Source organism: Bradyrhizobium sp. Kon10 (genome assembly GCF_055807395.1).
This window is the reverse complement of the sequence record NZ_JBVVOZ010000042.1, coordinates 1-13,745: the sequence shown is the minus strand read 5'-3', so window position 1 is coordinate 13,745 and position 13,745 is coordinate 1. Positions and strand designations below refer to the sequence as shown.

21 protein-coding genes are annotated in these 13,745 nt (G+C 63.4%); 19 read left to right on the top strand and 2 right to left on the bottom strand.

Translation table 11 applies throughout. The annotated features are described in order from the left end of the window. Positions 1-2: 2 nt before the first annotated feature. From rplN to AC0L2O_RS32715, 19 genes are all read left to right on the top strand, one after another. Positions 3-371, top strand: a complete 369-nt coding sequence (gene rplN, locus AC0L2O_RS32805) for a 50S ribosomal protein L14 (protein ID WP_008549246.1) — start codon at positions 3-5, stop codon at positions 369-371. Beyond that, positions 371-685 carry a 50S ribosomal protein L24 gene (gene rplX, locus AC0L2O_RS32800; RefSeq protein WP_409188255.1) on the top strand — a complete coding sequence of 105 codons (315 nt, stop codon included), beginning with the start codon at positions 371-373 and terminating at the stop codon, positions 683-685. Before rplN ends, rplX begins: the two co-directional genes overlap by 1 nt. Next, positions 678-1,235: a 50S ribosomal protein L5 gene (gene rplE, locus AC0L2O_RS32795; protein WP_369723110.1), complete on the top strand. Its 558-nt coding sequence runs from the start codon at positions 678-680 to the stop codon at positions 1,233-1,235. The genes rplX and rplE overlap by 8 nt, the downstream gene beginning before the upstream one ends. 46 nt (positions 1,236-1,281) lie before the next feature. Further along, the gene (gene rpsN, locus AC0L2O_RS32790) at positions 1,282-1,587 is read left to right on the top strand and encodes a 30S ribosomal protein S14 (protein ID WP_409188256.1); all 306 of its coding nucleotides are present in this window, start codon (positions 1,282-1,284) and stop codon (positions 1,585-1,587) included. A 14-nt stretch (positions 1,588-1,601) separates the two neighbouring features. Further along, entirely contained in the window at positions 1,602-2,000 is a 399-nt protein-coding gene (gene rpsH / locus AC0L2O_RS32785; protein ID WP_045008205.1) for a 30S ribosomal protein S8, read from the top strand. Positions 2,001-2,016: 16 nt separating this feature from the next. Beyond that, a complete protein-coding gene (rplF, locus tag AC0L2O_RS32780; RefSeq protein WP_409188257.1) occupies positions 2,017-2,550 on the top strand; it encodes a 50S ribosomal protein L6 in 534 nt (177 codons plus the stop codon). Between the two features lie 11 nt (positions 2,551-2,561). Beyond that, entirely contained in the window at positions 2,562-2,924 is a 363-nt protein-coding gene (gene rplR, locus AC0L2O_RS32775) for a 50S ribosomal protein L18 (protein ID WP_007603036.1), read from the top strand. A 44-nt stretch (positions 2,925-2,968) separates the two neighbouring features. Continuing rightward, positions 2,969-3,559, top strand: a complete 591-nt coding sequence (gene rpsE, locus AC0L2O_RS32770) for a 30S ribosomal protein S5 (protein ID WP_369723114.1) — start codon at positions 2,969-2,971, stop codon at positions 3,557-3,559. Between the two features lie 25 nt (positions 3,560-3,584). Continuing rightward, a complete protein-coding gene (gene rpmD, locus AC0L2O_RS32765) occupies positions 3,585-3,779 on the top strand; it encodes a 50S ribosomal protein L30 (protein WP_369723115.1) in 195 nt (64 codons plus the stop codon). A gap of 74 nt (positions 3,780-3,853) precedes the next feature. After that, positions 3,854-4,339 carry a 50S ribosomal protein L15 gene (gene rplO, locus AC0L2O_RS32760; RefSeq protein WP_369723116.1) on the top strand — a complete coding sequence of 162 codons (486 nt, stop codon included), beginning with the start codon at positions 3,854-3,856 and terminating at the stop codon, positions 4,337-4,339. 147 nt (positions 4,340-4,486) lie between these two features. Then, positions 4,487-5,818 carry a preprotein translocase subunit SecY gene (secY, locus tag AC0L2O_RS32755; RefSeq protein WP_354139697.1) on the top strand — a complete coding sequence of 444 codons (1,332 nt, stop codon included), beginning with the start codon at positions 4,487-4,489 and terminating at the stop codon, positions 5,816-5,818. Positions 5,819-6,085: 267 nt separating this feature from the next. After that, complete coding sequence (locus tag AC0L2O_RS32750) at positions 6,086-6,919, top strand: adenylate kinase (RefSeq protein WP_473372667.1); 834 nt, start codon at positions 6,086-6,088, stop codon at positions 6,917-6,919. 187 nt (positions 6,920-7,106) lie between these two features. Further along, positions 7,107-7,475 carry a 30S ribosomal protein S13 gene (gene rpsM / locus AC0L2O_RS32745; RefSeq protein WP_473372666.1) on the top strand — a complete coding sequence of 123 codons (369 nt, stop codon included), beginning with the start codon at positions 7,107-7,109 and terminating at the stop codon, positions 7,473-7,475. Between the two features lie 131 nt (positions 7,476-7,606). Further along, the gene (gene rpsK / locus AC0L2O_RS32740) at positions 7,607-7,996 is read left to right on the top strand and encodes a 30S ribosomal protein S11 (RefSeq protein ID WP_007603045.1); all 390 of its coding nucleotides are present in this window, start codon (positions 7,607-7,609) and stop codon (positions 7,994-7,996) included. A 110-nt stretch (positions 7,997-8,106) separates the two neighbouring features. Continuing rightward, on the top strand, positions 8,107-9,138 hold the full coding sequence (locus tag AC0L2O_RS32735; RefSeq protein ID WP_369723118.1) for a DNA-directed RNA polymerase subunit alpha: 1,032 nt from the start codon (positions 8,107-8,109) through the stop codon (positions 9,136-9,138). A gap of 121 nt (positions 9,139-9,259) precedes the next feature. Beyond that, complete coding sequence (rplQ, locus tag AC0L2O_RS32730) at positions 9,260-9,676, top strand: 50S ribosomal protein L17 (RefSeq protein WP_369723119.1); 417 nt, start codon at positions 9,260-9,262, stop codon at positions 9,674-9,676. A gap of 201 nt (positions 9,677-9,877) precedes the next feature. Then, entirely contained in the window at positions 9,878-10,666 is a 789-nt protein-coding gene (locus AC0L2O_RS32725; RefSeq protein ID WP_473372665.1) for an SDR family NAD(P)-dependent oxidoreductase, read from the top strand. Between the two features lie 9 nt (positions 10,667-10,675). Further along, complete coding sequence (locus AC0L2O_RS32720) at positions 10,676-10,972, top strand: DUF1330 domain-containing protein (protein ID WP_473372664.1); 297 nt, start codon at positions 10,676-10,678, stop codon at positions 10,970-10,972. 62 nt (positions 10,973-11,034) lie between these two features. Then, on the top strand, positions 11,035-12,357 hold the full coding sequence (locus AC0L2O_RS32715) for a chloride channel protein (protein ID WP_409192853.1): 1,323 nt from the start codon (positions 11,035-11,037) through the stop codon (positions 12,355-12,357). 3 nt (positions 12,358-12,360) lie between these two features. On the opposite strand, the gene AC0L2O_RS32710 is transcribed toward AC0L2O_RS32715, so the two are convergent. Both AC0L2O_RS32710 and AC0L2O_RS32705 read right to left on the bottom strand, forming a co-directional pair. Beyond that, positions 12,361-13,374, bottom strand: a complete 1,014-nt coding sequence (locus AC0L2O_RS32710; protein ID WP_473372663.1) for a zinc-binding alcohol dehydrogenase family protein — start codon at positions 13,372-13,374, stop codon at positions 12,361-12,363. Between the two features lie 29 nt (positions 13,375-13,403). After that, positions 13,404-13,745, bottom strand: a 342-nt coding sequence (locus AC0L2O_RS32705) for a porin (RefSeq protein ID WP_473372662.1), incomplete at its 5' end; no start/stop codon positions are given.

The window sequence follows — 13,745 nt, the reverse complement described above, 5'->3', positions numbered from 1 at the left end:
CAATGATTCAGATGCAGACCAACCTCGACGTGGCCGATAATTCTGGCGCACGCCGTGTCATGTGTATCAAGGTGCTCGGGGGCTCCAAGCGCCGCTACGCCACGATCGGCGACATCATCGTCGTCTCGATCAAGGAAGCGATTCCGCGTGGCAAGGTGAAGAAGGGCGACGTGATGAAGGCCGTCGTGGTGCGCGTCCGCAAGGACATCCGCCGCGCTGACGGTTCGGTCATCCGCTTCGACCGCAACGCCGCCGTCCTGATCAACAACCAGGCCGAGCCGGTCGGCACCCGTATCTTCGGGCCCGTGCCGCGCGAGCTGCGCGCCAAGAACCACATGAAGATCATCTCGCTCGCGCCGGAGGTGCTGTGATGGCTGCGAAGATCCGCAAGGGCGACAAGGTCGTCGTGCTGACCGGTCGCGACAAGGGCCGCACCGGCGAAGTGTTCGAGGTGCGTCCGGACGCCGGCACGGCGCTCGTGCGCGGCATCAACATGGTCAAGCGTCACCAGAAGCAGACGCAGGCCCAGGAGGGCGGCATCATCTCGAAAGAGGCGCCGATCCAATTGTCCAACGTCGCCTATGTCGGCAAGGACGGAAAGCCGACGCGCGTCGGATTCAAGATTCTGGCGGACGGCAAGAAAGTTCGCATCGCCAAGAGCTCGGGAGCTGAGATCGATGGCTGAGACCGCTTACACCCCGCGCCTGCGCGCGGAATACGACGCGAAGATCCGGACGGAGATGACCGAGAAGTTCGGTTATGACAACGTCATGCAGGTTCCGCGGCTGGACAAGGTCGTGCTGAACATGGGCGTTGGTGATTCCGTCAACGACCGCAAGAAGGCCGAGAACGCCGCTGCCGAATTGACCCAGATCGCCGGCCAGAAGGCGATCGTGACCTATTCGCGCGTCGCGATCGCGACCTTCAAGCTGCGTGAGAACCAGCCGATCGGCTGCAAGGTCACGCTGCGCAAGGCCCGTATGTACGAGTTCATCGATCGCCTGGTGACGGTCGCGCTGCCGCGCGTCCGCGACTTCCGCGGCCTGAACCCGAAGAGCTTCGACGGCCGCGGCAACTATTCGCTCGGCATCAAGGAACACATCATTTTCCCCGAAATCGACTTCGACAAGGTCACCGAAGCCCGCGGTATGGACATCACCGTCTGCACCACGGCCAAGACCGACGACGAGGCGAGGGCCTTGTTGACCGCTTTCAATTTCCCGTTCCGGCAGTGAGACGCTGACCTAAAGCCTCTCAAACGCGGATACCCAGGAGCCAAGCATGGCAAAGAAGAGTTCAATCGAGAAGAACAACCGGCGCAAGCGGATGACGAAGAACGCCGCCCCGAAGCGCGAACGGTTGAAGGCGATCATCGCCGACAAGACGCTGCCGATGGAGGAGCGGTTTGCCGCGACCCTGAAGCTTGCCGAGATGCCGCGCAATTCGTCGGCGACGCGCATTCGTCTGCGTTGCGAGCTGTCGGGCCGTTCGCGCTCGAACTATCGCAAGAACAAGCTGTCCCGTATCGCGCTGCGCGAACTTGGCTCCAAGGGCATGGTCCCGGGCCTCGTCAAGTCGAGCTGGTAAGGAGGGTCGTTTAGATGTCCACGCACGATCCAATCAGCGATCTGATCACCCGCATCCGCAACGCGCAGATGCGCGCCAAGAACAAGGTCTCCACGCCTGGTTCGAAGATGCGCGAGAACGTCCTCGAAGTGCTGAAGAGCGAGGGCTACATCCGCGGCTACGCGACGCTCGAGCATTCCTCGGGCCGCAGCGAGATCGAGATCGAGTTGAAGTATTTCGACGGCGAGCCCGTCATCCGCGAGATCGAGCGGGTCTCCAAGCCCGGGCGTCGCGTTTACGCCTCGGTGAAGAACCTGCCGCGGGTCAATAACGGACTCGGTATTTCGGTGTTGTCGACGCCGAAGGGGATCATGGCCGACCACAGTGCGCGTGAAGCGAACGTGGGCGGTGAAGTCCTCTTCACGGTGTTCTGAGAAGGATTTTTGATCCATGTCACGAGTTGGCAAAAGGCCGGTAGCGGTGCCGTCGGGTGTGACCGCGTCCGTCGACGGGCAGACCGTCAAGATGAAGGGGCCCAAGGGCCAGCTTCAGTTCGTCGTCCATGACGACGTCGAGGTGAAGCTCGACAACGGCCAGGTCAAGGTGAACCCGCGGGTCGAGACCAACCGCGCGCGGGCGCTGTACGGTACGGCTCGCGCCCAGGTCGCGAATCTGGTCGAAGGCGTCACCAAGGGCTTCGAGAAGAAGCTCGAAATCACCGGCGTCGGTTACCGCGCCGCGCTGCAGGGCAAGAACCTGCAGCTCGCGCTCGGCTACAGCCACGACGTGGTCTACACGATTCCGGAAGGGATCACGATCACCGTGCCGAAGCCGACCGAAATCACGGTGACGGGCAGCGACATCCAGCGTGTCGGCCAGGTCGCCGCCGAGATTCGCTCCTATCGTCCGCCGGAGCCCTACAAGGGCAAGGGCGTGAAGTATGTTGGCGAATTCATCTTCCGCAAGGAAGGCAAGAAGAAGTAACGGAGCCGGTCATGTCGAAAGCCAAGGTTACGAATGCCCGGCGCAAGCGGAGTGTGCGGCTGAAGTTGCGCCGCTCCGGTGGCGGCCGTCCGCGCCTGTCCGTGTTCCGCTCGTCGAAGCACATCTACGCCCAGGTCATCGACGACCTGAAGGGCGAGACGCTGGCCTCTGCCTCCTCGCTCGAGAAATCGATGCGCGACGGCGGCAAGACCGGCGCCGACATCGATGCGGCGAAGGCGGTCGGCAAGCTGCTGGCCGAGCGCGCTGCCGAGAAGGGCGTCAAGGAAGTCGTGTTCGATCGCGGCAGCTATCTCTATCACGGGCGCGTCAAGGCACTGGCCGACGCGGCGCGTGAGAGTGGGCTGAGCTTCTAACAGAATTTGAGGATTGAGGCGCAAGCCTCTGAAGGATTGGAAAAATGGCAGAACGCGAACAACGTGGTGGACGCGATCAACGCGGCGGACGTGACCGCCAGCAGCGCGAGGAGCGCGACAGCGAGTTCGTCGACAAGCTCGTCCACATCAACCGCGTGGCCAAGGTCGTCAAGGGCGGCAAGCGCTTCGGTTTCGCAGCGCTGGTCGTGATTGGCGATCAAAAGGGCCGCGCCGGCTTCGGTCACGGTAAGGCGCGCGAAGTGCCTGAGGCGATCCGCAAGGCCACCGAGTCCGCCAAGCGCAATTTGACCCGCGTGTCGCTGCGCGAGGGCCGTACCCTGCATCACGACATTGCGGGCCGTCATGGCGCGGGCCGGGTCTATCTGCGTGCTGCTCCGGCTGGTACCGGGATCATCGCCGGCGGCCCGATGCGCGCCGTGTTCGAGACGCTCGGCGTCCAGGACGTGGTGGCGAAGTCGATCGGCTCGTCGAACCCGTACAACATGGTGCGCGCGACTTTCGACGCGCTGAAGCACCAGGATTCGCCGCGTTCGGTCGCAGCCCGCCGCAACATCAAGGTGTCCACCCTGCAGGCCCGTCGTATCGGCGGCGATGCCGAAGTGGCTGCCGAGTAACGGAATCTTTTCGGAGTAGACCACGATGGCCAAAGCCGCAAAGACGATCAAGCTTGAGCAGACCGGCAGCGCGATCCGCCGCCATCACTCGCAGCGTTCGACGCTGATCGGGCTCAAGCTCAACAAGATCGGCCGCGTCAGCGAACTGCCGGATACTCCGGCCGTCCGCGGCATGATCGACAAGGTTCACCATCTCGTCCGCATCGTCGACGAGAAGTAAGCAAGGCGCGTGATCCCGCAAGCCGGGTACCGGTTTTCGGGCGAGATCATGAGCAGGAAACAAGGAGCAGGGCGATGAAGCTCAGCGATATCGCCGACAACGCCGGCTCGCGCAAGAAGCGTATGCGCGTCGGCCGTGGCATCGGTTCGGGCAAGGGCAAGCAGGCTGGCCGCGGTGGCAAGGGCCAGACCGCGCGCTCGGGCGTGCGCATCAAGGGTTTCGAAGGCGGCCAGATGCCGATGCATCGCCGTCTGCCGAAGCGCGGCTTCACGAACATCTTCCGCGTCGAGTTCGTCGAGATCAACCTCGACCGGCTCCAGGAAGCGGTCGATGCCAAGAAGGTCGACGCCGGGAGCGTTGTGAACGTCGAGGCTTTGGTGAAGGCCGGCGTGCTGCGCCGCGCCAAGGGTGGTCTGCGGCTGCTCGGCCGCGGCGAGCTCAAGGCCAAGCTCAACATCGAAGTGCACGGCGCCTCGAAGACCGCGATCGCGGCCGTTGAGAAGGCCGGCGGCTCGGTGAAGATCCTCGCCGCTCCCAAGGAAGAAGGCGAGGCGGCGTAACAACTGCGTCATTGGCCCGCGCCTTGCGGGCCTTACGCATGCGGGACGATGGACTTATCGAAGCCGAGCACCAGATAATGTCCGGCGTCTGCCGATTTGCCCGGCTGCGGGCATGACGGCGCAAACGGCGGCGGGAGAAAGTCCAAAATGGCCTCAGCAGCGGAACAACTGGCAGCCAACCTCAATTTCGGCGCGTTCGCCAAGGCCGACGAGCTGAAGAAGCGCATCTGGTTCACCCTGGGCGCGTTGCTGGTCTATCGGCTCGGCACCTACATTCCGCTGCCTGGCATTGATCCCAATATTTGGGAGCAGGTGTTCAAGTCGCAGGCCGGCGGCATCCTCGGCATGTTCAACATGTTCGCCGGCGGCGGCATCCACCGCATGGCGATCTTCGCTTTGAACATCATGCCGTACATCTCGGCTTCGATCATCATCCAGCTCCTGACCACCGTCTCGCCGCAACTCGAGGCGCTGAAGAAGGAAGGCGAGTCGGGCCGCAAGCTGCTGAACCAGTACACCCGCTATCTCACGGTGATCCTGGCCGCGTTCCAGTCCTACGGTATTGCGGTCGGCCTCGAAGGCGCCGGCAACGTCGTCAGCGACCCCGGCATGTTCTTCCGTCTCTCCACCGCGATCACCCTGACCGGCGGCACCATGTTCCTGATGTGGCTCGGCGAGCAGATCACCTCGCGCGGCATCGGCAACGGCATCTCGCTGATTATCCTGTCCGGCATCGTCGCCGAGCTGCCTTCGGCGCTCGCCAACATGCTCGAGCTCGGTCGTCAGGGCGCGATGTCGACCGGCCTGATTCTGGTCGTGATCGTGATGGCGGTCGCCGTGATCGCCTTCATCGTGTTCATGGAGCGCGCCCAGCGCCGGCTCCTGATCCAATATCCGAAGCGCCAGGTCGGCAACAAGATGTTCGAGGGCCAGTCCTCGCATCTGCCGCTCAAGCTCAACACCTCGGGCGTCATCCCGCCGATCTTCGCATCCTCGCTGCTGTTGCTGCCGACCACGGTTGCGAATTTCAACGCGGGCCGCGGTCCGGAGTGGTTCCAGTGGATCACGACGCAGCTCGGCCACGGCCGTCCGCTGTTTCTGATTCTCTATCTCGCACTGATCGTGTTCTTCGCGTTCTTCTACACCGCGATCGTGTTCAACCCGACCGAGACCGCGGACAACCTGAAGAAGCACGGCGGCTTCATCCCGGGCATCCGTCCAGGCGAGCGCACCGCCGAATATATCGACTACGTGCTGTCGCGCATCACCGTGCTCGGTGCGATCTACCTCGCGATCGTCTGCTTGATCCCGGAGATCCTGATCTCCTACGCCTCGGTGCCGTTCTACTTCGGCGGCACCTCGCTGCTGATCGTCGTCAGCGTCACCATGGACACGGTGGCGCAGGTGCAGGGCTATCTGCTGGCGCATCAGTATGAGGGGCTGATTCGGAAGTCGAAGCTGCGGGGCCGCCGCCGCTGAGGCGCGGCGTCCTCTTTCGACTTACATCGCCGATTCACCGCGCCCAGCTGCGCGGTTTCCGCGAGATGCGGACGGACCGTTCGGTCGCATCGGCAGCGCTGCTTTCACTGCGCTTCAATCACTGATTTCAAAGCCGTTGTTGGCGTCCGGGCATCCGCTCCCCTATGATATGGGTAGCGGTGTGGCGCCGATTATGGTTTGCACTGTTGCTGATCTTCAAACACAGGTGCGCGACATATCGCTCACCAATCCGGGGGGCGTACGCCGATGAGAATTATACTTCTGGGGCCGCCGGGGTCGGGCAAGGGGACCCAGGCGCAGCGGCTGGTGCAGCGCTATGGCATCGTCCAGCTCTCGACCGGCGAAATGTTGCGCGCGGCCGTGGCGGCCGGTACGCCGGTCGGGCTGAAGGCCAAGGAGATCATGGCCCGCGGCGGCCTCGTGCCCGACGACGTCGTGGTTGGAATCATCTCCGACCGGATCGACCAGCCCGACGCGCGCAATGGTTTCATCCTGGACGGCTTCCCGCGCACCGTGCCGCAGGCGGAAGCGCTGGATGAGCTGCTCAAGCACAAGCACCTCAAGCTCGACGCCGTGATCGAGCTTCGCGTCAACGAGAGCGCCTTGTTGAACCGCGTCGAGACCCGCGTGGCGCAGATGCGGGAACGTGGCGAGGAAGTCCGGGTCGACGACACGCCGGAAGTCCTGACCAAGCGACTCGCCAGCTATCGCAGCCTGACGGAACCCCTGATTCACTACTATTCCGAGCGGCGGAAGCTTTCGACCATCGATGGCATGATGGCCATCGACGAGGTGACCCGCGCCATCCACCGCCAGTTGCTGGCGCTGGGGGCGGTCGAACCCAAAGGCCACGCCCGGAGCTCGGTCACAGCAGCTGCCGGCAAGAAGGCGGTCACGAAGGCCAAAGCTGCCAAAAAGCCGGCGAAAACGGCCAAAAAACCTGCCAAAGCGACCAAAAAGCCAGCGAAGAAGGCTGTGAAGGCGACCAGGAAGACGGCGAAGAAGGCGGCCAAGAAGGCCGCCAAAAAAGGGGCCAAGAAGGCCGCAAAAAAGGTCACGAAAAGGCGAGCTAAGCGCTAGCAGCGGTTGACGAAAGCCCCCTGAATCCCTTAATAAGCCCCGCATCCAAGTCGGATAGTTTCAGACGATGCCGGGCCCCAGGAAGACCAGGGGTGGGCGTCGTGTTCGCGTTTGTGAACACCTGCCCGAGAAACCAAGCACTTAAAGCCTGATTCCTGACGAGGGATCGGCAACAGGAGAGAAGGCCGTGGCCCGTATTGCCGGCGTGAACATTCCCACCAACAAGCGCGTGCTGATCGCGCTTCAGTACATCCATGGCATCGGCGAGAGGATTGCCGGCGAAATCATCGAGAAGGTGAAGATCCCGGCGGATCGTCGCGTCAATCAGCTCAGCGATGCCGAAGTGCTTCAGATCCGCGAAGTCATCGACCGCGACTACCTCGTCGAGGGCGATCTGCGTCGTGAGGTCGGTATCAACATCAAGCGTCTGATGGACCTCGGCTGCTATCGCGGCCTGCGTCATCGTCGCGGTCTGCCGGTGCGCGGTCAGCGTACCCACACCAATGCGCGCACGCGCAAGGGCCCGGCCAAGGCCATCGCCGGCAAGAAGAAGTAAACTCGCGAATAGGGAATGGCGAATGGCGAGTAGGGAGCATCCCTATTCGCCATTCGCTGCTCACCATTCGCATCCACAGGTGTAGCCGCTGGCATTACGGCGGCGTTTGAGATCTCCAGGAAAGGTACTCTATGGGCAAGGAAGCCACCCGCGTTCGTCGTCGTGAGCGCAAGAACATCGCCTCCGGCGTCGCGCACGTGAACTCGTCGTTCAACAACACGACCATCACCATCACCGACGCGCAGGGCAACACGATTGCCTGGTCCTCCGCCGGCACGATGGGCTTCAAGGGCTCGCGCAAGTCGACCCCGTACGCCGCGCAGGTCGCAGCTGAAGACGTGTCCAAGAAGGCGCAAGAGCACGGCATGCGCACGCTGGAAGTCGAAGTCGCCGGTCCCGGTTCGGGTCGTGAGTCGGCGCTCCGCGCGCTCCAGGCCGCAGGCTTCACCGTCACCTCGATCCGCGACGTGACCACGATCCCGCACAACGGTTGCCGTCCGCGTAAGCGTCGGCGCGTCTGATACGAAGTTGCGGGCGCATCGTCGCCCGCAATGACTTTTGCAAAGCCGCGGGAATGACCTGCGGCCTTTCTCCAACGCCAGTGTCTGCGACAGCAGTTTGACTGGCCTGTATGGGTGAAACAGTGACGATCCAGAAAAATTGGCAAGAACTGATTCGGCCGAACAAGCTCCAGGTCCAGCCCGGCAGCGATTCGAACCGTTTTGCGACCATCGTCGCGGAGCCGCTCGAGCGCGGCTTCGGCCAGACGCTCGGCAATGCGCTGCGCCGCATTCTGCTCTCCTCGCTCCAGGGCGCGGCGGTGCAGTCGGTGCATATCGACGGCGTGCTGCATGAGTTCTCCTCGATCGCCGGCGTCCGTGAGGACGTCACCGACATCGTGCTCAATATCAAGGACATCGCGATCAAGATGCAGGGCGAAGGCCCCAAGCGCATGGTCGTGAAGAAGTCCGGCCCCGGCGTGGTCACCGCCGGCGACATCCAGACCGTGGGCGACGTCGTGGTGCTCAATCCGGATCTGCAGATCTGCACGCTGGACGAGGGCGCCGAGATCCGCATGGAGTTCACGGTCGCGACCGGCAAGGGCTACGTGCCGGCCGAGCGCAACCGTCCCGAGGACGCGCCGATCGGTCTGATCCCGGTCGACAGCCTGTACTCGCCGGTCCGCAAGGTCTCCTACAAGGTCGAGAACACCCGCGAGGGCCAGATCCTCGATTACGACAAGCTGACCATGACGATCGAGACCAACGGCGCGCTGACGCCTGATGATTCCGTGGCCTATGCCGCACGCATCCTCCAGGACCAGCTCAACGTGTTCGTCAACTTCGAAGAGCCACGCAAGGAAGTCGCCCAGGAGATCATCCCGGATCTCGCCTTCAACCCGGCCTTCCTCAAGAAGGTGGACGAGCTCGAGCTGTCGGTGCGTTCGGCCAACTGCTTGAAGAACGACAACATCGTCTACATCGGCGACCTCGTGCAGAAGTCGGAAGCGGAAATGCTCCGCACCCCGAACTTCGGCCGCAAGTCGCTGAACGAGATCAAGGAAGTGCTGGCCCAGATGGGTCTGCATCTTGGCATGGAAGTGCCGGGCTGGCCGCCGGAGAACATCGACGAGCTCGCCAAGCGCTTCGAGGATCACTACTGATCCGAACTCACCACAGGCTAAAGCGCGAAATCATCGCGCTTTAGCGGGCGAACGCAGGCAGCCCACCTGAGCAACATGTCCGACGAACCGTCGCGGCAATTTTTACGTAAGGAATAGTCACATGCGTCACGGCAAGGTTCATCGGAAGCTCAATCGCACCGCCGAGCATCGCAAGGCGATGTTCGCCAACATGGCGGCCGCGCTGATCAAGCACGAGCAGATCGTCACCACGCTGCCGAAGGCCAAGGAGCTGCGCCCGATCGTCGAGAAGCTCGTCACCCTCGGCAAGAAGGGCGGCCTGGCCATGCGCCGCCAGGCGATCTCCGAGATGCGCGACAAGGATCAGGTCCGCAAGTTGTTCGACACGCTGGCCACCCGCTACAAGGACCGCCAGGGCGGCTACACCCGTATCATCAAGGCTGGCTTCCGCTACGGCGACAACGCGCCGATGGCCGTCATCGAGTTCGTCGACCGCGACGTCGACGCCAAGGGCCAGGACTCCGGTCCGGTGCAGGCGAAGGAAGCCGAGGCGGCGTAAGCCGGTCGGTATCAAGTTTCGAGAAAGCGGCGCCTTGGGCGCCGTTTTTTTTGTCGGCGCAGTTGTTTCATCGGCTACTGAGGTGTCGTCCCGGCGAAGGCCGGGACGACAATATCCATCTTCCCTCACGCATCGGTGAGCGCTGATTGCCAGGACGCTGGCAACGCCCAATATCTCCGTCGACATCAACGGAGATCGCGCATGAACATCGACCTTTCCGGAAAGACTGCCCTCGTGACCGGTTCGACAGCCGGCATCGGCCACGCCATTGCCAAGGGCCTTGCCGCGTCGGGCGCCAGCGTCGTGATCAACGGGCGCGGCCAGGACAAGGTGGATGCGGCCGTGCGCAAGCTGGAAACAGCGGGGGGCAAGGTTCGCGGCATCGCCGCTGACGTCTCGACCGCGGCCGGATGCAAGGCGCTTGTCGCGGCGCTGCCGGAGGTCGACATCCTCGTCAACAATGCCGGCATCTTCGAGCCAAAGGACTTTTTCGACATCCCCGACGAGGACTGGAGCCGCTTTTTCGAGGTCAATTTGATGAGCGGCGTGCGGCTGTCGCGGGCGTATTTGAAAGGCATGCTCAAGCGCAATTGGGGCCGCATCGTCTTCATCTCCTCGGAGTCCGGGCTCAACATTCCCGTCGAGATGATCCATTACGGCATGACCAAGACGGCACAGCTCTCGGTCGCGCGCGGCCTGGCGCAGCTCACCGGTGGCACCGGCGTCACCGTCAATTCGGTGCTGCCGGGTCCGACCATGTCGGAAGGCGTCGCGACCTTCGTGAAGGATCTGGCCAAGCAGAACGGCCAGTCCGTGGACGAAGCCGCGGCCAATTTCGTCAAGCAGCATCGGCCGAGTTCGCTGCTGCAACGCTTCGCCAGCGTCGAGGAGATCGCCAATATGGTGGTCTACGTCGCGTCCAAGCAGGCGTCCGCGACCAACGGCGCGGCACTTCGCGCGGAAGGCGGCATCGTCAATACGATCGCGTGAGGCGTGCAGATGCCGGCCTATGTGATTTCCGAGGTCGAGGTGCGCGACCAGGCCGCGATGCAGGCCTATCGCACGCTCGCCGCACAAGCCATTGCGCGCTATGGCGGCCGCTACCTCGCGCGCGGCGGCGCCACCGAATTGGTGGAGGGCGGCCCGCCGCCCAGGACCATCATCATTGTGGAGTTTCCTTCGATGGCCCGCGCGCGCGAATGGTACGCATCGGCTGAATATGCCGAGGCTCTGAAACTGCGGCGGACGGCTCTGGAGCGGCGGCTGATGTTCGTCGAGGGCGCGGTTCCTGACTGACTGGTCTGCTCGCTTGCCGCTTTCATTTGCGCTGCGACCGGCTAAAGATCGGCCTCATGATCATGGTCAGGTCTCTTCGCAACAAGCGGCGGTTGAGAATCACGTCTGCCCGCTGGCAGCGGCGGGCGATTTTTCTGTTGGGCGGGATTGTCGTTGGCGCCGCGGCCGTGGCCCTGGCCCAACTCGCCGACCTCGCCCAGCACGCCTTCAGGCTGCTGCTTGCCTATTCGCGCTATGCGGTCCTGCTGGTGACGCCGCTCGGCTTCATGCTGTCGGCCTTTCTCACCATCCGGGTGTTTCCCGGTGCCCAGGGCAGTGGAATTCCGCAAGCCATTGCCGCGCGGCATCTGAGCGATCAGGCGGCGCGGGGGCGGCTCGTCTCGATGCGCATTGCCGTTGGCAAGATGATCCTCACCCTGTTTGGACTGCTGTGCGGGGCATCGGTCGGGCGGGAAGGGCCCACGGTGCAGGTCGGCGCCTCCGTCATGTTCGCGATCGGCCGCGTCTCGCCGCGCCGTCAACCCGGATTGATCCTGGCCGGCGCGGCGGCTGGGGTCGCCGCGGCGTTCAATACCCCGCTGGCCGGCATCGTGTTCGGGATCGAGGAGATGAGCCGCGCTTTCGAGACGCGCACCAGCAGCCTCATCATCGCCGCGGTCATCGCGGCAGGCCTGACGTCGTTGGCGTTGATGGGCAACTACACCTATTTCGGCAGCAGCGCGATGTCGCTCGCCCGCGGCATCGACTGGCTGGCGGTGCCCGCCTGCGGCGTGGCTGGGGGTGTGCTCGGCGGGCTCTTCAGCCGAACCGTCATCACCATGTCGCGGGGGCTTCCCAATTCCGTTGGGCACGCCATCAAGGCCCACCCGCTGTGGTTCGCGCTGGCCTGTGGCTTTGCCGTTGCCGGCTGCGGCCTGGTCTCCGGCGATACCATCTATGGCACCGGGTACGAGCAGGTGAAGATGTCGCTGGAGCACGGTTCGCCTCTGCCGCAGGATTTTGGCGTGCTCAAATTTCTCGCGACGACCTTCGCCGCGATTAGCGGCATCCCCGGCGGCATCTTCTCACCTTCGCTGGCCATCGGTGCCGGCCTCGGCAGCAATGTCGCGCAGCTGTTTCACGATGCACCGCTCGGCGCGATCATGCTGCTCGGCATGGTATCCTATTTTGCCGGTGTCGTGCAGGCGCCGATCACCGCGTTCGTGATCGTGACCGAGATGACCGACAATCACGGCATGGTGGTGCCGTTGATGACGGCGGCGCTGATTGCGCACTTCGTGTCTCGATTGATCTGCGAAGAGGGCATCTATCACGCCCTCGCAAAGGGCTTTATCGAGCGGGCGACGCTTTCGCCGGAGACGAAGCCGCCGCCCGCCTCGCATTGAAGCCTACCACCCCTCCAGCACGATCTTGCCGCGCGACTTGCCGCTCTCGAGCAGCGCATGGGCGCGCTTGAGGTTGGACGCGTTGATCGTGCCGAAGGTCTGGTCGAGCGTGGTACGCAAGACCCCCTTGTCGATGAGGTCCGCGACGTCGCCCAGCAGCTGATGCTGCGCGATCATGTCCGGCGTCTGGAACGAGGAGCGCGTGAACATCGATTCCCAGTGCACCGAGATCGCCTTGCCCTTGAACACGCTCACGGTGAATTCGGGGGGATCGTCGATCAGGCCGAACTTGCCCTGCGGCGCCATGATGTCGGCGATCGCCTTGTAGTGCTGGTCGGTGAAGGTGAGGCTCGCCACCAGCGCGACGGGCGGCAGCTTGAGCTTCTCGATCTGCTCCTTCATCGGCTTGCCGTGGTCGATCACCGCATGCGCGCCGAGGTCGAGGCACCATCTTTGCGATTCCGGCCGCGTCGCGGTGGCGAGCACGGTCAGTCCGGTCAGGCGGCGGGCGAGCTGGATCAGGATCGAGCCGACGCCCCCGGCACCGCCGGTGATCAGCAGCGTGCGCGGATCGACGCTCTTGCCGGGTATCGCACTGAGCCGATCGAACAACAATTCCCACGCGGTGATGGAAGTCAGGGGGAGGGCGGCTGCCTGCGCGAACGAGAGCGACTTCGGCTTGTTGCCGACGATGCGCTCGTCGACCAGGTGGAATTCGGAATTGGTGCCCTGGCGCAGGATCGAGCCGGCGTAGAACACCTCCTCGCCCGGCTTGAACAGCGTCACCTCGGGCCCGACGGCGTCGACCACGCCGGCGGCGTCGTAGCCCAGAATCTTCACCTCACCTTCGGGCGGAGCGGCGCGCTTGCGTACTTTGTAATCGACCGGATTGGCCGAGATCGCCTTCACGGCAACACGGATGTCGCGTCCCTTTGGCTCGGGTTTTGCGGTCTCGAAATCGATCAGCGAATTCGTATCCTCGATCGGAAGCGACTTTTTGTAGCCGACGGCCTTCATGGCTTGTCTCCATCAGATGGTTGATCGCATCAGAATGCGAACTGCGTGCGCATCGCCACGGCATCGAATTTCGAACCGACATCGGCGGTCGAGACCGGCGAGGCCTGCTTGGAGATATTGCCATGCAGGTAGTCGAGCATGAAGCGGACGTTGCCGTTGACATACCAGTTGAGCGCGAGCGTGTAGACGGTCTGGCGTCCACCGGCGACGCCACTGGCGGTCGCGAGCTGATCGTTGAGGTCGATCTGGCTCACGCGTCCGGCGACTTCCCACGCGCCCCAGCCGCCGCCGTCGAGCGAGAACGGATGCGCCGGCTTGACGCCGTTATAGGCGGCGTTGGCCGCGTTATAGCTGCGACCTTCGCCTGTCAG